General features: G+C 36.0%; 18 protein-coding genes. 12 read left to right on the top strand and 6 right to left on the bottom strand.

Features of this window, described 5'->3' with window-relative positions; genetic code table 11:
- Positions 1 to 325: 325 nt before the first annotated feature.
- Entirely contained in the window at positions 326 to 6,535 is a 6,210-nt protein-coding gene (locus tag ACT5E3_RS13805) for a PKD domain-containing protein (RefSeq protein ID WP_444994127.1), read from the top strand.
- A 76-nt stretch (positions 6,536 to 6,611) separates the two neighbouring features.
- Here ACT5E3_RS13805 and ACT5E3_RS13800 read toward each other — a convergent pair whose 3' ends face one another.
- A complete protein-coding gene (locus ACT5E3_RS13800) occupies positions 6,612 to 7,232 on the bottom strand; it encodes an NAD(P)H-dependent oxidoreductase (protein ID WP_444994126.1) in 621 nt (206 codons plus the stop codon).
- Between the two features lie 113 nt (positions 7,233 to 7,345).
- Positions 7,346 to 8,227, bottom strand: a complete 882-nt coding sequence (locus ACT5E3_RS13795) for a LysR family transcriptional regulator (RefSeq protein WP_444994125.1) — start codon at positions 8,225 to 8,227, stop codon at positions 7,346 to 7,348.
- Positions 8,228 to 8,338: 111 nt separating this feature from the next.
- Here ACT5E3_RS13795 and ACT5E3_RS13790 point away from each other — a divergent pair, with 111 nt between their 5' ends.
- The 4 genes from ACT5E3_RS13790 (at position 8,339) to ACT5E3_RS13775 (ending at position 12,097) form a co-directional block, all read left to right on the top strand.
- A complete protein-coding gene (locus ACT5E3_RS13790) occupies positions 8,339 to 10,540 on the top strand; it encodes a DUF5916 domain-containing protein (protein ID WP_444994124.1) in 2,202 nt (733 codons plus the stop codon).
- Positions 10,541 to 10,943: 403 nt separating this feature from the next.
- Positions 10,944 to 11,099, top strand: coding sequence for a hypothetical protein (locus ACT5E3_RS13785; RefSeq protein WP_444994123.1), 156 nt, complete (start codon positions 10,944 to 10,946; stop codon positions 11,097 to 11,099).
- 13 nt (positions 11,100 to 11,112) lie between these two features.
- Positions 11,113 to 11,688 (top strand): hypothetical protein, encoded by a 576-nt coding sequence (locus ACT5E3_RS13780; RefSeq protein WP_444994122.1) that lies wholly within the window; start codon positions 11,113 to 11,115, stop codon positions 11,686 to 11,688.
- Positions 11,642 to 12,097: a hypothetical protein gene (locus ACT5E3_RS13775; protein WP_444994121.1), complete on the top strand. Its 456-nt coding sequence runs from the start codon at positions 11,642 to 11,644 to the stop codon at positions 12,095 to 12,097. Before ACT5E3_RS13780 ends, ACT5E3_RS13775 begins: the two co-directional genes overlap by 47 nt.
- A 163-nt stretch (positions 12,098 to 12,260) precedes the next feature.
- Here the strand turns inward: ACT5E3_RS13775 and lysA are convergent, their stop codons facing one another.
- The gene (gene lysA / locus ACT5E3_RS13770) at positions 12,261 to 13,508 is read right to left on the bottom strand and encodes a diaminopimelate decarboxylase (RefSeq protein WP_444994120.1); all 1,248 of its coding nucleotides are present in this window, start codon (positions 13,506 to 13,508) and stop codon (positions 12,261 to 12,263) included.
- Positions 13,509 to 13,782: 274 nt separating this feature from the next.
- Here lysA and ACT5E3_RS13765 point away from each other — a divergent pair, with 274 nt between their 5' ends.
- From ACT5E3_RS13765 to ACT5E3_RS13750, 4 genes are all read left to right on the top strand, one after another.
- Positions 13,783 to 14,511 (top strand): class I SAM-dependent methyltransferase, encoded by a 729-nt coding sequence (locus tag ACT5E3_RS13765; protein WP_444994119.1) that lies wholly within the window; start codon positions 13,783 to 13,785, stop codon positions 14,509 to 14,511.
- A 134-nt stretch (positions 14,512 to 14,645) separates the two neighbouring features.
- Complete coding sequence (locus tag ACT5E3_RS13760; protein ID WP_444994118.1) at positions 14,646 to 14,891, top strand: FeoA family protein; 246 nt, start codon at positions 14,646 to 14,648, stop codon at positions 14,889 to 14,891.
- A 66-nt stretch (positions 14,892 to 14,957) separates the two neighbouring features.
- Positions 14,958 to 17,273 carry a Fe(2+) transporter permease subunit FeoB gene (gene feoB / locus ACT5E3_RS13755; RefSeq protein WP_444994117.1) on the top strand — a complete coding sequence of 772 codons (2,316 nt, stop codon included), beginning with the start codon at positions 14,958 to 14,960 and terminating at the stop codon, positions 17,271 to 17,273.
- A 3-nt stretch (positions 17,274 to 17,276) separates the two neighbouring features.
- Entirely contained in the window at positions 17,277 to 17,534 is a 258-nt protein-coding gene (locus tag ACT5E3_RS13750) for a FeoC-like transcriptional regulator (RefSeq protein WP_444994116.1), read from the top strand.
- An 81-nt stretch (positions 17,535 to 17,615) separates the two neighbouring features.
- On the opposite strand, the gene ACT5E3_RS13745 is transcribed toward ACT5E3_RS13750, so the two are convergent.
- The 3 genes from ACT5E3_RS13745 to ACT5E3_RS13735 all read right to left on the bottom strand — a co-directional run bounded on the left by ACT5E3_RS13745 (position 17,616) and on the right by ACT5E3_RS13735 (position 20,035).
- On the bottom strand, positions 17,616 to 18,158 hold the full coding sequence (locus tag ACT5E3_RS13745) for a TlpA family protein disulfide reductase (protein WP_444994115.1): 543 nt from the start codon (positions 18,156 to 18,158) through the stop codon (positions 17,616 to 17,618).
- Positions 18,155 to 19,078 carry an NAD(+) diphosphatase gene (gene nudC / locus ACT5E3_RS13740; protein ID WP_444994114.1) on the bottom strand — a complete coding sequence of 308 codons (924 nt, stop codon included), beginning with the start codon at positions 19,076 to 19,078 and terminating at the stop codon, positions 18,155 to 18,157. Before nudC ends, ACT5E3_RS13745 begins: the two co-directional genes overlap by 4 nt.
- A gap of 81 nt (positions 19,079 to 19,159) precedes the next feature.
- A complete protein-coding gene (locus tag ACT5E3_RS13735) occupies positions 19,160 to 20,035 on the bottom strand; it encodes a YeiH family protein (RefSeq protein ID WP_444994113.1) in 876 nt (291 codons plus the stop codon).
- A gap of 231 nt (positions 20,036 to 20,266) precedes the next feature.
- Between ACT5E3_RS13735 and ACT5E3_RS13730 the strand changes: the two genes are divergently transcribed.
- From ACT5E3_RS13730 to ACT5E3_RS13720, 3 genes are read left to right on the top strand one after another with little or no spacing between them, the layout of a single operon-like run.
- Entirely contained in the window at positions 20,267 to 20,647 is a 381-nt protein-coding gene (locus tag ACT5E3_RS13730; RefSeq protein WP_444994112.1) for a GntR family transcriptional regulator, read from the top strand.
- Positions 20,644 to 21,501 carry an ABC transporter ATP-binding protein gene (locus tag ACT5E3_RS13725; RefSeq protein WP_444994111.1) on the top strand — a complete coding sequence of 286 codons (858 nt, stop codon included), beginning with the start codon at positions 20,644 to 20,646 and terminating at the stop codon, positions 21,499 to 21,501. The genes ACT5E3_RS13730 and ACT5E3_RS13725 overlap by 4 nt, the downstream gene beginning before the upstream one ends.
- Complete coding sequence (locus tag ACT5E3_RS13720; RefSeq protein ID WP_444994110.1) at positions 21,498 to 22,412, top strand: hypothetical protein; 915 nt, start codon at positions 21,498 to 21,500, stop codon at positions 22,410 to 22,412. Before ACT5E3_RS13725 ends, ACT5E3_RS13720 begins: the two co-directional genes overlap by 4 nt.
- Positions 22,413 to 22,440 lie beyond the last annotated feature (28 nt).

The following is a 22,440-nucleotide window of genomic DNA, read 5'->3' as shown; positions in this document are numbered from 1 at the left end:
AGTAATTATTACTTTAAGTTTGTTTTATATGGAGTGATGTTTTTTTGAACAGTTTATTAATTAATATGTTTTTTAATAAACTGAGCACTACCAAAATATAATATAAAGTACAAGAAAAAAATACCTAATAAACTATTATCTACATTAGTTGTTTCTAATTTTTTTGTTTGAACACTCAAAACTAATCAAGTCATTTTTTAAACTTTCCGACAAGTGGTCCGATCAATTTTTCAGTTTGTGAAATTCTTCCAGACTTTAATTTATGAACATGGCATCATCCCTATCCGATAGGAAGATTTTTGGTTTTGGGGGAGTTATGCCTTCTATGTCGCATATAACAAAAAAATGCTTATTAGTCATTGCTGGTATTTTATTGATTGTTGGTTGTAAAGATGAATCGTCATCTGAAGAGCAACAAGCTCAACAGGTTGAGCTTAAACAAACAATACCATTTGCGTATGTTGAACGGAGCGTTAGCGCGCAAGCTGAACGCTATAAAAATCAATTTGATCAAGCTATAAATAATAGTAATTTATCACCTCTTGATTTGCACTCTCCTTATGAGTTTACAACAGGAGCGAGTCTTGTTGTTCGCTCAGGATTGGAAGTCGATGCAGTAGAAAGTGAAGTACTTTCTCAGTATTTTTCTTCATCTGATTATGATGTTAAAGATTTGAATGTGTCTGCCGATGGTAAGCAGCTTATTTTTGCTGCACGTGGTTCAGAAGCTAATCTTACCGACTACACTTGGAATATTTACATTTATTCTTTTGAAAGTAAATCTATTCATCGAGTGATTCAAGATGACGCTGTTGCTAACAGTGGACAAGATACCAATCCTGCTTTTACTAAAGATGGTGCGATTGTATTTTCTTCAGATCGTGATGCTGGTGATCCAGCTAACCCTCGTGAAAATATTGATTTGGTTGGTGACCTATGTGTCAAGGTTGATCCTATTGAAAACCCTTCTTTGCTGCACCGTATGACTGCCCAAGGTTCTGATATCGTTCAGTTAACTTATGGCACAACTAACCATGATTTAAGTCCAACATTATTAAGTGATGATAGAGTCGCTTTTGTTAGGTGGCAACGTAGCGTTCAACCAGCGCAACAATGTGGGAGCGATGTGAGTGGCTCTTTCTCATCAAGTTTTGCTGCAGGATTAAACTCCCCTCAAGATTGGTCGCAAAATAGCCAGTGTCAGTTAGCTAAACAAACTAAAGATGGCCCTGTATTTATCACTAATCATTACCAATTATTAACCATTGATCCGCAAACCAAAGCGATGCAACAGTTATACAGAACGACAACTTTAGATAACTCCGATGCAGCGTTTCTTGCTTTAGACAAGTTATTACAAATTGAAAATGGCAATTTGATGACTTTAATTCGTCACCAATTTAATCCTTCTTTAGGTGGTGGTGCATTTGAATTACAACCAGTTCAAGGATCACCAAATAATGGCGTATTTTCGGAAGTTTCTCCGCAAAGTATCACAACTAAAGAAATGGGGTTGTATCCTGAACAAATTTCTATGAATGGTTGGTTTAGTGCATTTTGGCCTTATCGTGATGATACATCAAGAGTGCTAGTTAGTTGGGCTCAGTGTGGTATTTTTGATCAAGGAATTAATCGTTTCTGTAAAGAAACAGATTCAGCTGACAAGCTAGATATCAAATATGGTATTTGGGTTTACAATCCAAATGATAATAGTAAGTTGCCTGTCGTTAGAGTTAAAACTGATACCGTTTTCACTGAGTTAGCTATTAGTCAGCCTCTTGTGGCTCGTCAACTTTCATTACAGGCTTTTGATGAAAATTTTGCTGATAATGAAGATGGTACAAAAATTGTCTGTAATTTCCCTAATAATGCTCCGATTGCTAACGCTGGTGTTGATCAAAAAGGTTTGGTTGGAAACGATTATCAATTAAATGGTTCAGATAGCTATGACCCTGATGGTGATGAGTTGAATTTTGCTTGGTCGATTGTTGAGAAGCCTGCTAATAGTAATGCCACTTTATCAAACGATAAGGATGTCATTTCTATTTTAAAGCCCGATCTTGTTGGAGTTTATCGCATTCAACTTATCGTTAATGATGGTGAAGCGGATAGCGCACCTGATACTGTTAATTTAACTGTCGTGGTTGCTGATAATTACGCGCCAAAAGCAGATGCAGGTATTGATCAGTCTGTTAGTCTTGGTACACAGGTTAATTTATCTGGGGCTAATAGTTCAGATGCAGATGGTGATGCTTTAACTTATCGTTGGAAAATATTAAATGCGCCTGCGCAAAGTACAGTCGCTCTTTCGAGTACGACTATTGTTAACCCGCAATTTACACCGGATAAGGCTGGTAATTATATTATTGAGTTGATCGTTAATGATGGATTGGTGAATAGTGCGCCAGATACTGTTAACGTGATTGTTTCTACAACGACACCACCGACTAACCAAGCTCCTATTGCTAATGCAGGCAATGATCAGTCAGGTAATGTTGGTGATAGCTTTATATTAAATGGTGCAGCTAGTTCTGATCCCGATGGAGATGCATTAACTTATCGTTGGACTATTCAATCTAAACCCGCAGGAAGTGTCGCTTCCTTATCGAATGCTAACCAGGTTAATGCTGGCTTAACTACTGACACAGAAGGTAGCTATGTTGTTCAATTGATTGTGAATGATGGTCAGTTAGATAGTAATGTTGATACTGTAACTATTTTAACGACTCATAAAGCAAACAATAAACCTATTGCGAATGCAGGGGCTGATCAGTCTGTTCATATTGGTACACCGGTTCAATTATCTGGGGTTAATAGCTCAGATGCAGATGGCGATACTTTAACTTATAGCTGGCAAATTTTAAATGCGCCGAACCAAAGTAATGCTGTGCTTACCAGTACAACTAGTGTTGATCCACAATTTACCCCGGATCAAGTTGGGAATTACCAAATTCAGTTGGTGGTTAATGATGGACAGGTTGATAGTGCACCAGATACCGTCAATGTTATTGTGTCTACGGTTCCACCAACTAACCAGGCTCCGATTGCAAATGCAGGAAACGATCTTTCAGGTATCGTTGGAGATAGTTTTGTATTAAATGGCGCTGCCAGTTCTGATCCCGATGGAGACGTCTTAACTTACCGTTGGAGTATTCAATCTAAACCCACAGGTAGTAATATTGCTTTAACTGATGTAAACCAAGTTAATGCCAATTTGGTGCCTGATGTGGAAGGTAATTATGTTATCCAATTGATCGTGAATGACGGTAAATTAGATAGTAATGTGGATATTGCGACTATTTCTGTGATTGAGAAGAAAAATACTCAACCTATCGCTAATGCTGGTGCAGATCAAAATGCACTAATTGGACAAACCGTTATTTTTGATGGCTCTGCTAGCCGTGATCCAGATGGCGATAGTTTAACTTTCCAATGGGTATTAACCAGTAAACCAGCAAATAGTCAGGCTAGGTTAATGAATGCCAATAGCGTAAAAGCTAGCCTGGTTGCTGATATTGAAGGTAATTATAGCGTTCAGCTAGTTGTTAATGATGGTGCTTTAGATAGTGCTCCTGATTCTGCCATAGCTGTAGCTAAAACGGATAACCAGAAACCTATAGCTGATGCAGGTATTGATCAGTCGGGTACTGTAGGAGATAGCTTCGTACTTGATGGTTCTGCTAGCTCCGATCCTGATGGTGATACGCTAAGTTATCGTTGGAGCATTCAATCAATGCCTGCAACTAGCAGCGCCTCTTTAGTGAATGCTAATCAGGCTAATGTGAGTTTAACGCCAGATGTTGAAGGTAGTTATGTTATTCAATTGATAGTGAATGACGGCAAGCTAGATAGTAATGCTGATGTTGCTATTGTTACTGTAACGAAAAAGGTAAATACAAAACCTGTTGCTGATGCAGGAGTTGATCAGCAAGGGTTTACCCAACAAACTATCATATTTGATGGTTCGGCTAGTTCTGATTCTGAAGGTGATAGCTTAACTTATAAATGGTCATTAGTTAGCAAGCCAACTGATAGTAAGGCTATTTTAGGTAATGCAAACAGTGTTAAGGCAAGCTTGGTTGCTGATGTTGCTGGTACTTATAACGTTCAATTAGTGGTTAATGATGGGGAGTTTGATAGTTCACCTGATATAGCTATAGCAACTATTGAAGTTAAAAACCAAAAGCCAACTGCTAATGCTGGAATTGATTTAGCGGGTTCTGTTGGCCAGACGGTTATACTTGATGGCTCTAGAAGTTCTGATCCAGATGGTGATCCATTAACTTATCGTTGGGTAATTACCTCTGCGCCTTCTGGAAGTTCAGCTATTTTAAATGATGCAGATAAAGTTAATCCTAATTTTATACCTAATGTAGAAGGCGATTATGTTGTTCAGTTAGTGGTTAATGATGGTAAAGAAGACAGTGATGCAGATCGAGTAACTGTATCTGTGAGCCAGGTTAATTTAAGACCTGTGGCTGATGCGGGAGAAGATCAACAATCAAGTATTGATGCAAATGTGACTTTAGATGGTTCAGCAAGTAGTGATCCAGAAGGGGACACATTAACTTATCGTTGGACTATTCTCCAAATACCTAAAGATAGTTTAGCTTCTTTAAACAATGCTACTAGCATGACTCCTTCATTAGTTACCGATAAGCAGGGAACTTATGAAATACAGTTAATTGTGAATGATGGAAACAGCGATAGTTTACCCGATACAGTTATTGTTACAGCAGAAGGCGAAAATAATCCGCCAGTTGCTAATGCCGGTGCGGATCAAGCCTATAATCGTAATGAGAGTTTGCAGTTAGATGGATCGGCAAGTAGTGATTTAGATGGTGATCCATTGGCTTATCGCTGGTCGATTGTTTCACCTGATGTATTAGACAATATTCAATTGACTAATGCGACTAGTGTGACACCAACTGTTGTAATAGCTGACGATCAAAGTTATAGACTGCAATTGATTGTAAATGATGGCAAAGTAGATAGTGCGCCTGATTTTGTTGATTTAACAGCAAGCAGTAGTAATACAAGGCCTGTTGCTGATGCTGGTGATGATTTGTGCGACACTGTTGGTGTGACATTAATCCTTTCTGGTGCAGGAAGTTCTGATTTAGATGGTGATCCTTTAACTTATCAATGGCGGGTAATTGAGCGACCTGCTGGAAGCAGTAATGACTTATCTAATAGTCAGATTGTTAACCCGTCAATGACATTTGATGTAGCAGGGCGTTACGTCGTTGAGTTAGTGGTTAGTGATGGAATGTTATTGAGCGAACCTGACACTGTTGTTATTACTATAGATGAAGGTAATACTTTACCTGTTGCTAATGCAGGAGAAGATCAGAGTGTCTATGTTGGAAGCCAAGCGACTTTAGACGGTTCCGCAAGTAGTGATCCTGACGGCGATGCTTTGATTTATCGTTGGAGTATTTTACATAAGCCTGCAACTAGCCAAGCTCAATTATCAGCAACTGATAGAGTGCGTCCAAACTTAAATATTGATGTGGCTGGTGATTATATCATTCAGTTAATTGTCAACGATGGTCAGCTAGAGAGCCAACCAGACACGGTGATGATTTCAACATTCAATATGCGACCTGTTGCTGAAGCTGGGCCCGAGCAATCTGTTGATGCAACTGATTTGGTCAAGCTAGATGGTAGTGCAAGTTATGATTCTGATGGCGATGCTTTGACTTATCGCTGGAGTTTGTTAACTGTAGTGAATGAACCACCAGTTATTGTTAATGCTGAAAGCGCCCAGCCTGAAGTAACCATGAATGAGCCTGGAACTTACATATTTCAATTAATTGTTAATGACGGTAAGTTGGATAGTGAACCAGATACAGTGTCAATTGAAGTTAAACCTGCTGTTTGTGATCTTTCTGATGATACAACACGTGTAATACCTGTAACTTTTAGGGACTTTACGCCAGAGCATCCTGATTTTGAATATCATAATATGGGAGAAGATACTGGAATTGTTAAAGAAGATTTAGGGGCCGATGGTTTGCCTGTTTATGCACGTTCATATGGTAGTAGCCGAACAACTAACGGTGAATATTATTTTAATCAGTGGTATAGAGATACAGAGTGCGTCAATTTAAATATACCTAAAACATTAATGATTACACGCCAGCCACAATCGACTATTTGGGAATACAGTAATTCAAACTTTTTCCCAATTGATGGTGAAGGCTTTGGTAATTCTGGCTTAACCGATCCAGATCATAATTATCATTTCACTATGGAAACCCACCTATCATTTGATTATAAGGGTGGTGAGGTATTTACCTTCAGGGGAGATGATGACCTTTGGTTATTTATTAACGGCAAACTAGCGATTGATATTGGTGGAATTCATTCTGCAATTGAGAGAACTATTAATTTAGATGAAATAGCCGATAAGCTTGGTATTACTGTTGGTAATCGTTATACCTTTGATCTGTTTTTTGCAGAACGTCATACAACTCGCTCTAATTTTAAATTTCAAACGAATATGGATTTAGAGTGTGTTAATGAAAAATAGCGTATTAGTTAATCGCTAACGTTTAAATGCCGCCTAGAAATAAGCGGCATTTTTGTTTTATTACTAGTGAATACTTTTAAAGTTGTTGAATGCTCTGGTTTAAATGTTGTGAAAAACGAACTAGCTCATTCGATAGTTGGGATTGGCTTTTATGAGCTGGTCCATGACATATAAAAGATTCAAGAATGTTCATACCCATGTAGCCAAAAACATCCTGAGCTAAATAGGTTAGTTTATTCTTATACACATCTTCTTCGGCTTTATTGGAAGCACCGCCACTGGTTACAGACATCATCACAGCTTTGTTAGCTAGCTGTTTTTGAGAGCCATAAGCAAAGCCATAACTCAACACTCTTTCAACCCAACCTTTTAATATTGCAGGAAAACTACCCCACCAAATAGGGTACTGAAGAATGAGTAAATCTGCTGAATTCAGTTTGTTTTGTTCACTTGTTATTTCTTTTAAAAAGCTTTGATTAACAAGAGCATCCGATTGTTGTTGACTCAGTTTTCCATATTGATTGTGAGCCATAGAGAAATCTGTACTATTGAGTAGTGGATCAAATTTTTGCTGATATAAATCACTAATAGAAACTTTCAAGTTAGCTTGTTTAAGTGTTTCTATTGCTTGGTTACGAAGCGCAAAATTAAATGATTTTGTATATGGGTGGGCGGTGACTAAGTGGATCAACTTCATTTTTGTAAAACCTAGATTTTATTACGGATGTTAGTAGCTTACTGAGCTTGTCGTTTAAACACGAATGAAAGCTTTTAATAATAATGAAAAAAATTCATAGTACTGTTTTTGCATTAGCCATTGAGTAAATGATGTAGCCAGTTTTTAATAATGCGAACATTCTGATCTTTATTACGTCTTTTATGCCAGAAAAAATAAAAGCCATCATTTTCAAAGTGAACACTTTTTTGAGATAACTTGACCAATTGACCTGAAGCCAACTCTTGAGAAATTAAGCTTTCACCGAGTAAAGCAACACCTTGGTGTGATAAAGCTGCTTGTAGCATTAAGATAGTATGACTGAAATAAGCGGTTTCTATTTTTGTCCGCTTGATTTGGTTCTGTTCAAACCAATTATTCCAGCTATCCAAATCTTGTAGATCAATTAACTTAGTTTGTTTGTACCAGAGCTCTGGCGGGATTTTTTCTAGTTTTTTTGCAATTTTTGCACTTGCGACAGGGTAATAGATCTCTTGTTTGAGCTTTTCACATTCATAGGCAATGTGTTGAATTGGATTATCATATAAAATAATGTCTAGATCGAGATCTATGACAGGGTCATTACAACTAAGCATGCGTAGTCGGATATCGAGTTTGGGGTACTTTTGATTCAGTTGACTGAGTTCAGGTGTTACTTTATGTACGGCATAGGTACTGCTGACACCAAACTGTAGGGCATTATCAAGCTGACCAGTCAATTGCTTAGTAATAGACATTATTTGAGCTAAGCTTTGGTTAATTGTTTGCGCATATATTTTTCCTTCCTCGGTTAGCTTAAGCTGTTTTCCTTGCCTGTAAAAAAGTTTATGGCCAAGAAAATTTTCTAAATTTTTTATTTGATGGCTAACAGCACTTTGTGTGATACAAAGTTCAATGGCCGCATGGCTAAAGTTTTTAGTACGAGAAGCAGCAGAAAAAGCTAATAATGACTTAAGTGGTGGCAGTTTATTCAGCATTAGTTAATTTATTTTATGAATTATATTCATGATTATGGTTAAAAATTCATTTATTTGAAAGTAATATTTGTATTTATTATTCATTCAAGATTTGATTAGCAGTGAATAATTATGAAGTATTTTCTCATTCTTTGTGTTCTTTATTATTTTAGTACTCAAGCTTTAAGTCAGGTGATATTAGACGGAAAGCTGAATGAACCTGTTTGGCATAAAGCCAATCATTTCACCAGTTTTATAACGACAAGTCCTAACACTGGTGGCAAGCCCAAAGTTAATACAGAAGTAAAATTATTAAGTACAGAAGCAGGGATTTATGTAGGGTTCATTAATTATCAACCACTAGATACTCGTTCACGTAAATATAGTGCTAAAGATCAATTTACTCAGGCTGATTTTGTTGCTATTGCTATCGACTTTTCGGGGCAAGGTGATACCGCATATGAATTTGTAACCACATTAGGTGGTGCTAGTATGGATGGTGTATACACTAGAGGAAATCAATATGACTCTGATTGGGAAGGGGCTTGGGATTTTAAAATTGCAGAGACACAAGAGTACTGGGTTAGTGAGATATTTATTCCGTGGACAATTGTACCATTTACTCAAGTGGAAAATAAAAATAATCAGATAAGAGTACACTTTAGCCGATATTATATTAATCAGGGAGAGCAGTATTCATATCCAGATACTTCATCTGGACGAACAGGGTATACTCGAATGTTACATCCGATTAATGTTACTAAACCAAAACATACAAGCGTTCAAACATTTCCTTATATTGCAACTAACCAAGATTTTAAATTAGGAAGAACAAAGCTTAAGTTAGGGGCAGATCTAATGTGGAAGCCCAGTAATAATCAACAAATTACAGCTGCAATTAATCCCGACTTTGGCACAATAGAAAGCGATGAGCTGGTTGCCAATTTTTCTGCTATTGAAACATTGTATACAGATAAGCGCACTTTTTTTACAGAAAATCAGAGTATTTTCAACATTAAAAGTAATAGTTTTGAAATGCTAAATACACGTCGAATTGGTGGAAATTCAGACAGTTTGGAACAAACACCTGCTGAAATATTAGCCGCCTTAAAATATATTAATACTAAAGAATCGTTAGATTTAGGTGTAATGGCTGTTATTGAAGATGATACCAATAAAATTCAGGGAAAAAACTTTGTCAATGCTCGCTGGTTAGCAAAGTACGATGGAATTTATTTCGGCCAGATTTTTAACTGGACACAAAGAGCAGAGCTTAATCGCCAAGCGGTTACTTCAGCATTTGACTTTGGTTACAATGGTGAGTCGCTTAATATTGATGCAAAACTGTTATATTCAAAAATAAAACAACAGGGTTCGCAGTCAGGTTTTGGAGCTGATGTTACTGTTGATTATCAAGTTAGCCGTCATTGGAAAACAGGAATAGCTATGACTTGGATGGATGAGAGTTTAGAGTTAAATGATGTTGGTTATCTTGAGCGTAATGATATTCAGAAGTTTAAAGTTGATACGATGTATACTACTTATACTGGTGATGATGATATTTTTCGACAATTTGATTGGCAACTAGGTAGTATATATTCTCGTAATAGCCACCAAGTTTTACCTAAAGAAAACTTTATTGGTGTAACTGTTAAGACAAAAAGCAATAGTAAAATCTCACTCAACTTTGATTATGATTCAAGTGGATATGATGACATGATAAGCGAAGGACAGGAGAGTATATTCTTAAATGCTAGGCAAAAATGGCACCTAAAATATGCAAGTCCTTATGGGAAAAAAGTTCGTTATCAACTATCTTACCAATATTTCCAAGAAGGAATTAAACAATGGGCAACTGGTTATGATGCAACATTAGAGTATGCGCTGAATGATTTGGCTATCTTTTCGAGTAGCTATTATTATATTAACAGCGATGACTGGCTCATCAATGATCCTAATGGTCAATTAACAAGTTACCAGCGTACATTTCAGCAATACACACTGAGTTTACTTTGGTCGTTAGCTGCGCGCCAAGAGTTAACACTAAAGGCTCAACTATACACTTTGGATGCTGATAATGGACAAGCTTATTTTTCTGCATCATCAAACTTAATCGATAAAGATAGAACTGATTTTATTCAAAGTGAGTTTAAATTTCAGCTTCGCTACAGGTATCGTTTTTCTACTTTATCAGATCTTTATATTGTTTATGCTAGAAATGGTTACTTTTTTGAAAATGATAAATCACACTTTAATAACGATAAAATTTTGACACATCAATTAAAAAATCCTAATGAAGATTTATTAATATTTAAAGTAAGAATGATGTTTTAAATTATTAATCTAATTTGTTATACAAAAGAAAAAAATAATTAATAAACTATTAATTTATATTTTTTAGGATCCAATATAACTGATTCAAAGTTGTTTGCACTTTGTTTTATGTAACTGAAAACTATGAGTAATTTCTTGTTGATAATAAAACGGACCAATTAGTGACTACTTATCTCTTTGTTAAATAATGGGGCAATTAAAAGTTGATTTTTTAACAGTTATTTCACTTTTTATATCGCAATTTATAATTAATATATCGGTCTCATTTAAAGGAAAATAAATTATTGGCGCGATTAATGAATATAAACAAATTAGCCACTGTCATTTTTGCATTTTTTTGTGAAGTTATCGCATTTATGACGTAGCTTTTATTTTAATTAATGAGTATATTATGGAGAGAACAATGTTAGAAACTATTTTAGCTGTTTGGATCTATATTTTGGGTGGTGCTTCAGAAGCGCCAACAACTAACGTTAATAATGGCGCACAGTCTGAAACTACCTTTGTTAATGGAGGCGGTGGCTGTCCTGGCGGTATTTGTAAAAAGAAAGACTCTTAAATTAGGGATTTTAATGACAAATCAATGGATTGACACAGTAATTGAAAATGGCCACTCTATCTGGGTTGGCCTTTCTGTATCACTTCTTAGTATTGGTTTTGTATTATGCTTTGGCAATCTTCGTAGACAAATATTATTAGGCTTAATGATCTTCCTATGGGGGATTAGTCAATTTATTTATAATGACTTTTATTATTCACCTATCGCTCAATATGCGTGGTTTCCCTATTGGGTGCTTTTATCAGGTGTCATGATTCTGAGTATCTACTTTATAGAAAATATTACATCGATATTGTCAATTAGGTTTAATTTAAAAGTTCAAAAAGTAAAGCCTGAAGAATTAAAACAAGAATTAGTAATAGCTATTGCTTTTTTATTAGCTGTATTTTTGCATGTGCTACAACTGGCCTCTGCACTATATGGGACAGGTGGTGACACTGCTGAAATTTATGACCAAGGAAATCGTTTATTATTTAGTGTGATTATTATTGCGTTTATATTACCAGGAAGAAGAGGGCTGAAAGCTCTAAAGGATGCGTTAAGTGAGAAAACTGTTAATTTGTTTAGCGGTAGGGCTAGCAGTAACTAGTCTATCTATTGTTTATAGATCTAACATTGCTATATTAATTATTATGTCGATTTTTATATTGGCTCCCTTAACTATGATTGTTACTAAAATAGTTAAGAGGAATTTTAATCTGGCGCAATCGTTGATAGAAAAAAAATCAAGTGCCTTAAACATTGTGAGTAGCCTTGGTAAGCATGCTATGAATAGCCGTCGAGTCAGGATGCAGAATGAGGCAAAAGATTTGCAATTAGAGCTTGAGAAAATTAACCAAATAAATGATCAGATCGAAAAGCTACTTAGAATGGGGCAATGGAAAATTAAAGCTGATATACATCACGAACTTTATTCAGATTTAAATACCGAACCATATGTTAATTATAGTGAAGATTTCAAAAGTGAATTGGGTTTACTAATTAATAAGACCGGCTAATTGAACTGGTTTAAAAGTACAAAGAGCTACATATTCATTGAGTTTTGGTGTAGCCCAATAAAAATATTAGTGCTACAGAAGTGAAGTCAGTTTAATAACCACTAATACATTTTGACTAACATATTATATCAGTTGGCGATCAGCGGTTATTAGTAGAATTAGTTTAATCAAGCAGGTTTTCAGGCCCGATCATATCCTCATAGGTTTCTCTGCGACGAATTAAATGAACTTTATCGCCGTCAACTAAAACTTCCGCTGGTTTTGGACGAGTATTATAATTAGAACTCATACTAAAGCCATAAGCACCAACAGAAGTTAATGCGAGTAAATCTCCCTCATTAACTTTAAGGGTACGTTCCTTACCTAAGACATCACTCGATTCACAAATAGGCCCAACAACATCACATTCAAACTTTTCTGCGTCGGTATTGTTATTGACTTCAATTATATTTTGCCAAGCATCATACAAAGATGGACGTATATAATCATTCATGCCAGCGTCAATAACCGCAAAGTTTTTCATTTCACCTTTTTTTAAATATTCAACTTTAGTGATTAAAACACCTGCATTACCAATGATACAGCGTCCTGGTTCAAGAATAATTTCAAGGTTATAAGGCTTAACTCGTTCCACGATGGAATTGACATATTCCGTTGGATGTGGAGGTACTTCGTCTTTGTAAGGTATGCCCAATCCTCCACCAACATCTAAATGTTTAATTTGAATACCCGACTCTTTTAATTCTTGAATAAGCTCTATTGCTGTATCAACGGCTTTTGTTATAGGCTCGAGTGTCGTAATTTGAGAACCTATATGATAGTCGACTCCTGCTATTTCAATAAATGGCATTTTTCTTGCCTCTTTATAAAGTCTTTTAGCTGTTTCGATATCAATACCAAATTTATTTTGTTTTTTCCCTGTCGTAATATGATGATGAGTTTTGGCATCAACATCGGGATTAATGCGGATTGAAATTGTGGCGGTTTTACCTAATTTTTCTGCAACCGTCTGTAATCGATGTAACTCATTTTCTGATTCAAGATTAAAGCATGAAATACCAGCATCTAAAGTGACTGTTAGCTCTTCTGTGGTCTTTGCAAGTCCTGAGAATACAATATCTTCTGGTTTTCCACCGGCTTTGATAACTCGATGAAATTCACCTAAAGACACGATATCGAACCCTGCACCCAAACGTTTAAGTTGTTGCAAAACGGCAATATTAGAATTGGCTTTAACTGAGTAGCATATACGGTGTGGGTAATCAGCAAACGGGGTATTAAATGCGTGATAATGACGCTCGATAGTTGCCTTAGAATAGACATAGGTCGGTGTTCCATAGCTTTTCGCTATCTCACTGAGTGCCACTTGTTCGGCGTGTAGCTGATTATTTATATAATTAAAATGATTCATTGGCTAACTTAATTCTCACGTCTTTATAAAAATACAGGCGCGATTATAGACTTAAAAATACAGCTATACCACCCATATACTGCTCTGCTGAAATAACTTATGGACTTAAAGGGTTGCCTCAATCTTTCCTGTTAATGCTGGATTTAATCGTAAAATTCAACTATTTGCTACTAAGCATTCAAAACAAATTCCGCTAGACTGGCCTGTATTCGTTTTACTTGAAAGGGTATCTACAAACAAAACGAGTACAAAATAGATTTATGAGGTATGAAAAATGAAAAAAATTAGCCAATTATTGATACTTGTTGTGACTTTTTTGTGTATACAAACTAAAGCAGAAATTTTAACTTTTCGTACGACATCGGATATTAAGCGAGATAAAACGAGCTTGCCCGCACAGGTTATTCAATTTGCAGGTGTTAAAGAAGGACAACAAGTTCTGGATTTATTAGCCGGAGGAGGCTATTACACTGAATTATTAGCTAAAAAAGTAGGTAAAAACGGTCATGTAGTATTACATAATAACCAAGCCTACATGCCTTATATAGGTAAAGAGTTATCCGCTCGCTTAGAAAATAATCGTTTAGTCAATGTTTCAACGTTAATGAGTGAGGCAAGCTCACTTAATTTGGGTGAAGAAAAGTATGATTTAGTGTTTTTAGTTTTGGGGTATCATGATTTTTTTGTAAAAGATAAAAATTGGGATTTTCCAGCCAAACAAGTGGTCCCACAAATTTATCGAGCATTGAAAAAAAATGGACGTTTGCTTGTCATTGATCATGTTGCACAAGAAGACATAGGCGCTCGCGATGCGCAGAAGCTGCATAGAATAGAGCCTAAGTTTGTAAAAAAAGATTTGAGTACTTATGGTTTTCATTTCATTAAGTCTACTGATATCCTTAAAAATCCTGATGATCCGCTCAATATCAGTGTGTTTGATCCTAAAATAAGAAGAAAAACTGAACGTTTTGTATTCCTATTTCAAAAAGCTTCTAAAGATTGATTTGATAAAGATCAATGAAAAGGCTTACGAAAACACTAATCTTGTTGAAAATAATTCGCATTTCTACTAATATCTACTACGGAGTAGTATAAAATAGCTCCTAGTCTTTGAGTTAAGTATTTTGGAGAAGTGTGATGACCTATTGTTTGGCAGATATTGACGCTAAGCAGAAAGTGAAAGTCGTGAGTCTTGGCTCTGCTGGTAGTATATTCAGAAAAAAGCTTTTAGCTATGGGCTTAACACCTGGTATTGAAGTTGATATCACTCGAAAAGCACCATTAGGTGGACCTTTAGAGCTATATTTAAGAGGTTTTTCACTCAGTTTGCGTCGAAATGAAGCGCTTGCCATTCAGGTTGAACTACTTGGGGCTGCTAGTTAACTCAGTTGTTATGAGTTTTTTATACTGGAACAAAAAAATTCTAGTAAAACCTTATTGAATTAGACTATGTCAAAGCAACCTACTATTGCGCTTTGTGGTAATCCCAATTGCGGCAAAACAACCATTTTCAACCTATTAACAGGTTCTCGTCAGGAAGTTGGCAACTGGCCTGGAGTGACGGTTGAACGTAAATCTGGCAATTTTACCTACAATAATAAAAGCTATCAGGTTGTTGATTTGCCTGGTACATATTCCCTCGATGTCGTTGATGAGTCGGTTGCATTAGATGAAAAAATAGCTCGTGATTATATTATTTCAGCAGGCGCTGAATTAATAATAAATATTATCGATGCGTCAAATATTGAAAGAAATTTATATCTCACAACCCAACTATTAGAAATGGGTAAACCTGTTGTTGTACTCCTGAATATGATGGATGTTGCTAAAAATAACCAGGTTGTTATTGATGTTGAAGAATTATCATTGCTAATAGGATGTCCTGTTTTGCCTATTTCTGCTCGTAGAATGAAAAATTCGGATGAGCTGAAAAGAAAGATTACTGATTTATTAGAAAAACCACTACCTTTGCTAGATTTTGAGCTCACTTTTGAAGAACCGTTGAATAGTGTTTATGAAAAGGTTAAAGAAAAAGTAACCAATTATGCTCATGAAAATAACATCAGGTCCAAATGGTTAGCACTTAGGGTGTTGGAAGATAAACGAAATAAACTACCAGAAGCATTAAGAAATGAGGTTGAAAGTTTAGCTCAACCCCTGGTTGATGTTTATGGTGAAGATATCGATATCGCTGTAGCCGAAGCACGGTTTAATAAAATTTTACATTGGATCGAACGATGCGTTAACAAAAACGGACAAGTTTCTAGAAGCATGTCTGTTAAGCTTGATCGTGTTTTCCTCAATAAATATCTTGGTGTTCCACTGTTTTTGTTTGCCACTTATTTAATGTTTGTTTTTACGATTAATATTGGTGGTTCGTTGATTGATTTTTTTGATCAAAGTGTTGGTGCTGTTTTAGTCGATGGGGGAAGCGTGTGGCTAAAGCAAGTTGGTGCACCTGACTGGCTAATTACTATTTTAGCAAATGGTGTTGGCGGGGGGATTCAAGTGGTGTCTACCTTTGTTCCTATTATTGCTAGTTTATATTTGTTCTTATCTGTCCTTGAAGATACGGGGTATTTAGCTCGTGGGGCTTTTGTTATGGATAGATTTATGCAGTCTATTGGTTTGCCTGGCAAATCATTTATACCATTAATGGTTGGTTTAGGGTGTACTGTACCTGCGATTTATGCAACCCGTTCATTAGAGTACCAAAAAGATCGTATTATGACGGTGATGATGAGTCCTTTTATCTCTTGTGGGGCTCGTTTGCCTGTTTATATTTTGTTTGCAGCTGCCTTTTTTCCTAATAATGCCCAAAATTTAGTTTTTGCATTATATTTGATTGGTATTGCCGTAGCTGTATTAACCGGAGTTATGCTGAAAAATACACTATTAAAAGGTGAGAATACGCCTTTTGTGATGGAACTGCCTGCCTATCATTTACCCAATTTTCGCAATGTAATGCAAAAAACTTGGGAGAAGTTAAGCTCTTTTGTACTAGGAGCGGGTAAGTTAATTGTTATTGTTGTGGTTATATTAAGCTTTTTGAACTCTCTTGGAACTGATGGCTCTTTTGGCAACGAAAACACAGAAAAGTCAGTCTTAACCAATATTGGAAAAGGTATCACACCAATATTTGCCCCAATGGGAATTAAAGAAGAAAATTGGCCTGCGACAGTTGGAATTTTTACTGGATTATTTGCGAAAGAGGTTGTCGTTGGCACCATTGATTCTTTGTACTCCAGCCAAATTGTTAGCACAGCTGAAAGTACGGACGAAGAATTTGATTTAGGTGCTAAGCTGATTGCCGCTTTTGAAACTATTCCTGCCAACTTGCTTGGTGTACCTGATAGTTTGTCTGATCCGGTTGGTATGGATGTTGGCGATGTAACGGATCTAGATTCTGTCGCCGAAGCTCAAGCAGTACACAGAAATTTATTTGATGTGTTACAAGGGGCTTTTGATGGAACGCTTGGTGCTTTTTCATATTTGCTATTTATCTTACTCTACTCTCCATGTGTTTCTGCTCTAGGGGCGACATTAAAAGAAACTGGAGCTCGTTGGACATTATTTTCCGTTTTGTGGACAACATTTTTAGCTTATAGCTTGGCAACTATTTGTTATCAATTAGGCCAGATCAGCATTGCTCCAGGTTCTGCATTGACCTGGATTGGCGTTTTTATGACACTTCATATTATGAATTTTATTTTTCTTAAATATCAGGGACGCAGAAGTGAACCTGAGTTAGCTATTCAGGCATAACTGATGTTATTAAAAATAAAAAAATTATTATCTGAAAGAGAAGAAATGTCATTAACAGATTTAGCAAGGCATTTTTACGTTTCAGAAGGTGTTATGGAGTCTATGTTAGAACAATGGTTGAAAAAAGGTAAAGTGAGCAAACGTGAAAATAGTGGAAGTTGTAGCTCGAGTTGTGGTTCATGTAGTGAAGCAAGTGATGTAAAAGTTTATTATCGTTGGAAATCGGTTGCTGAAAAGCCCATTTTTACAAGTGTTAAATAATCAATGTTTTTAAGCTTGGCGACAGAATAAAAACAAAATTTAATTATCCCGAACGCCGATTAATTTAGCGGCAAATGTCAGTTATCGCTTTAATAAGACACTAAGGTTCATGCCAAGCTCGGTTGAGTAACCTCTACTTTTTGCTCTAACTTCAGCATTTTTTGAAATTAAATAATAGCTAGGAAAAGCAGAAATATTAAACAGTTCTTGGGTTTGTTTATTTCCGAGAAGAACGGGAATTGTTAATTCATGTTTTTCTAAAAAGAGATCAACTTCATTAATTGATTTCCAGTCGAGTGCAATAGCTATCACATCTAAGTTTTTATAATTTGCTTGATATAATAACTCTAAATTATCAATTGAAAGATCGCATATTTTGCACCAAGGAGCAAAAAAGTATACTAAAGTGTCTCGCTCCCCATTATTAAATATATGGTGTTTAACTTTTCCGTTTATTTCAATGAGTGTGAGTTCTGTCTGCGATAAAGTGCTTCCCTCTGAAAGCATATCTTTTTGTTGCCACCAGATAATCAACATAAAAATACCAATAAAAATAACAAGTTCGGTGAATAACCAAGCTGTTTTTTTTAGCCAATGGCGAGACTTTTTGTTGGTGTGACTCATTTTATGGTTTGGAGAAATGATTTAAGCGTTTTTCCTGTTTGTTTTTGATACCATCGATCAACCAAGTGCCATGAAATAGATACAGAGTAGGGCATTCTTAAACTTCCTGCTTTAAGTTCTGCTTCAATTTGCTTAACAGTAAACCATTTTGCTGTTTCAAGTTCTTGATCGATCAAATTGATGGTATCTGTTTGGGTTGAGCACTCAAAACCTAACATTATTGAGCCTGGAAATGGCCAAGGCTGAGATGCCACGTAATCGACAGTGTCTATTGTTAGACCAACTTCTTCGGCAGCCTCACGTTTTACTGCTTGTTCTAAGCTTTCACCGTGTTCTACAAAGCCTGCTAATACAGAGTACCTGTTTTCATCCCAACTTGCTTGTCTTGCGAGTAAAAGTCTAGCTTCGTTATTTCGCTTGTTTTCGACTGAAAAAATGACTGCTGGTTCAATTCGAGGGAAGTGTTCCTTGAGACACTGAGTATTTTTACAAATGCGAGAATGACCGGAGTTTGTTATACCCGTCGATGAACCACATTGAGCACAGTATTGGTGACTCTTGTGCCAATTGAGTAAACCTTGAGAGTAAAATAATAACCCAATATGATAGTCGTCAATTAGTTTTCCAGCGGCACGTAAATTAGTTTGTTCAAACTTTTCAAAACAGATGTGCCATTGCTCTACATGATAAGCAAAATAAGTATAACTTTCATGTTGGCCTAAATAGATTGGTGTTGAAAGTTTTTCTGTGTAGATGCTTATATCGTGTTGTGAAAAGTAATGATCTTGATCGCCCTGAGATAGCAAATGACCTTTATGCCATAATATATGCCGACTTTTTGGAGCTTGTTGTAGTTCTGCTATTTGTAGTTGATCGTGGCGTATTTCAGCATTTCTATTAATTGAAGGGAATTCAAGCATTAGTATTATTGACCATGAGTTAATCGTATGGTTTGAAGGTTATTTTAGCGGTAAAAGTTACCATTAATCAAAGTTAATTGTTTAAAGTACTTTGATTAACCATAAAGAGAATATTGAAACTAATACCCAAAGAATTAAACCTTGCCATAGTGCAGACCATTGAATTTCAGATAGTGTTTCTCGATTAAACCCTGTACCAATTAGAAATAAGCTAATAGCCATGCCTTTTTTAGCTATTAAGTTCGTTATCTCATTCATATTTTCAAAAAAAGAAATATATGAAGCCGCAAGGCTAGCTAGAACAAACAAGATAATAAAAGCCGGTATTTTAAACTTAGTGCTATTACTATTAAATGCTAAGCTGGCAACAAAAACTAACGGTACTATCCATAGTGCTCTAGCTAATTTAGTTGTGGTGGCTACCTCCATTGATTCTTCACCATAAATTGCAGCAGCACCAACGACAGAGCTAGTATCATGTATGCCCAGCGCAGACCATAGACCAAACTCTATTTGAGATAATGATAGCTGTTTACCGACTTCTGGGTATATCAGTAAACCTACGGCATTAAGTAAAAATACGATAGAGATTGATATAATAACGTGGTTAGGTTTAGCTTGAATAGCAGGTGCAAATGCTGCAATTGCACTTCCTCCACAAATCGCTGTTCCCCCTGAAATGAGAAATGACAACTTCTTATCAACTTTTAAAAATTTACCGATTATAAAACCAAAAATTAAGGTAAATACAATGCTGATTGCTGTGATATTAAAGCTGGTTTTAGCCGTTTCCATGACTTCAGTAAAGTTAAGGCCAAAGCCTAATATGACAATGCTACTTTTGAGAATAATGCCTGAAGCCCAGTGTGTTTTTAGTTGAAATTGGTTCCCAATAATTAAAGCGTAAGCTATGCCTATGAGAAGACTAACACCAATTCCTACAAGTCCACTAGTCACTAACACTAGTAATAGTATTAGTGAGATAAGGGATAATTTATTAGAGGCACTATACATTGAATTGTTAACAAATGTGATTGAATTGTAATTATAACGCTAAAAGCACTTATATTACAGTGAGTTACTAGAACTTTATAAAATCAGGTTGAAGTTTGCACAATTATCTGAATTGGTGTTATAGTTCAATAGTACACCAAGCGTGGTTTTAGTAACAACGATTGAGAGAACTTTATGAATGCAGTGAAGTGGAATGATCAAACACCTATATTTAGGCAGCTTAAGGAAAAAGTGATTGAGTTAATTATGGATGGAGAAGTAATTGAAGGTGAGGCAGTACCTTCTGTGCGTCAAGTGGCGGCGGATTATCAAATTAATCCTTTGACCGTTTCTAAAGCGTATCAGGAGTTGGTTGATGATAATGTATTAGAGAAAAAGCGAGGTTTAGGTATGTTTGTAACCCAGGGGGCAAAAGAAAAATTATATGAAGAAGAAAAGCGCTCTTTTTTGGAATTTGAATGGCCTAAAATAGTGGTTCGTATTCAACGTTTAGGTCTTTCTTTTGATGAGTTATCAAAAGATTTAGATAATAGTAAACAAGGGGTGAACTCATGAGCGTTATTATCAAAGCAAGGGGGCTTTGTAAATCCTATGGCTCTTTTAAGGCACTAAAATCTGTCGACTTTACTATTGAGCGTGGAAAAATTGTTGGTTTAGTCGGACCTAATGGTGCGGGAAAAACAACAGTTTTAAAAGCTATTTTGGGGTTAACCTCTTACGATGGAGAGCTAGAGGTCCTGGGTTTAAACCCCGTTTCTCAGAGAGACGAATTAATGAAAAAAGTCTGTTTTATTGCAGATGTTGCGGTTTTACCTAAGTGGTTAAAAGTAGGAGATGCTGTTGAGTTTGTCACTCAGATACATCCTCACTTTAATTTAGAAAGAGCCAAGTATTTTCTTAGTAAAACAAAAATTAATTGGAATTCTAAGGTAAAAGAGCTTTCTAAAGGAATGGTAGTCCAGTTACATTTAGCTCTGGTTATGTCAATTGAAGCCGAATTACTTGTTTTGGATGAACCCACATTAGGCTTAGATATCTTGTATCGTAAGGAGTTTTATAACCAGTTGCTAGCTGAGTTTTTTGATGAAGGCCGTAGTATTTTAGTGACTACACACCAAATAGAAGAAGTTGAAAAGTTATTGACTGATTTGATTTTTATTAAAGATGGAGAAATTGTTTTAGATGCATCAATGGATGATGTAAGTAGTGATTATGTTGAAGTCATGGTTAAGCGTGAAGATGTTGAAAAAGCTGAAGCATTAAACCCGGTTATGGAAAGAGAGGTATTTGGGCGTAAAGTATATTTATTCCAAGGAGTTGATAGAGAGCAACTTGAATTATTAGGAGAACTTCATTCACCAAGTGTTGCTGATTTGTTTGTTGCAAAAATGAAAGAGGGTCAATCATGAACTCATTTAAAGCTTTGGTAAAGAGAGAGTATTGGGAGCATAAAGGGGCTATTTTTTATACACCAGCCATTATGGTCGCTATTTTTGCTGGATTATTATTAGTTGGTGCGTTGACTGGAGGAAATATACAAATTAATGATAACGATTTTGTGATTTCAAATGCCGCCCCAGAAATTATTGAGCAGTTTTCTACACGTTCAGAAGAAAAGCGTGAAGTAGCGATGAAAATGTTTCTAAGAGGTTTTGCTGTTCCATTTGGTTTGGTGCTGTTAGTTATTAGTTTATTCTATGCACTAGGTTCATTGTATGATGAACGAAAAGATCGCAGTATTTTATTTTGGAAATCATTACCAATTTCAGATACATCAACCGTTTTGTCAAAATTTGTGGCAATTGTTGTATTAGCCCCCACTTTTTACTTTATTGCTATTACAGTGTTTCAGTTATTTTTTATGCTTTATGTAACTGTCGTGGCATGGTTTTCTGGTAATTCTGGTGGTATTTTCTGGTCGTCAACTAATTTGTTTGCTGTCTTTTTCGATACATTGTCTTCATTGCTTGTCGCCAGTATTTGGCTTGCCCCTGTATGGGCATGGTGCATGTTAATGTCGGCTTGGGCGAAGAAAGTTCCGTTTTTATGGGCAACATTACCTTTACTAATACTTGTTATTGCTGAAGGTTGGGTGTTTGGCAGCACGTCTTTTGTTACTATGCTGGGTGAGCATATTGCTAAAGGTTTTGCTATTCAAAACTCTTTCATTAATACTTTATCTGAGAATAATATACAAGATATTAGTGTGTTTTCTGTAAGTGATTCTTTGTCTAGCTTTGATTTTTGGATAGGGCTTGCGGTTGCTGCTGTTTTTTTGGTTGCAGCTATTTATACACGCCGATATAAAGATGAGTCTTGATTTAACTTTTAAATTATGGCAGAGTTAC

Source organism: Aliikangiella litoralis, assembly GCF_052495765.1.
Note: the sequence above shows the minus strand (reverse complement) of the source record. Positions and strands in the feature narration are given on the sequence as shown.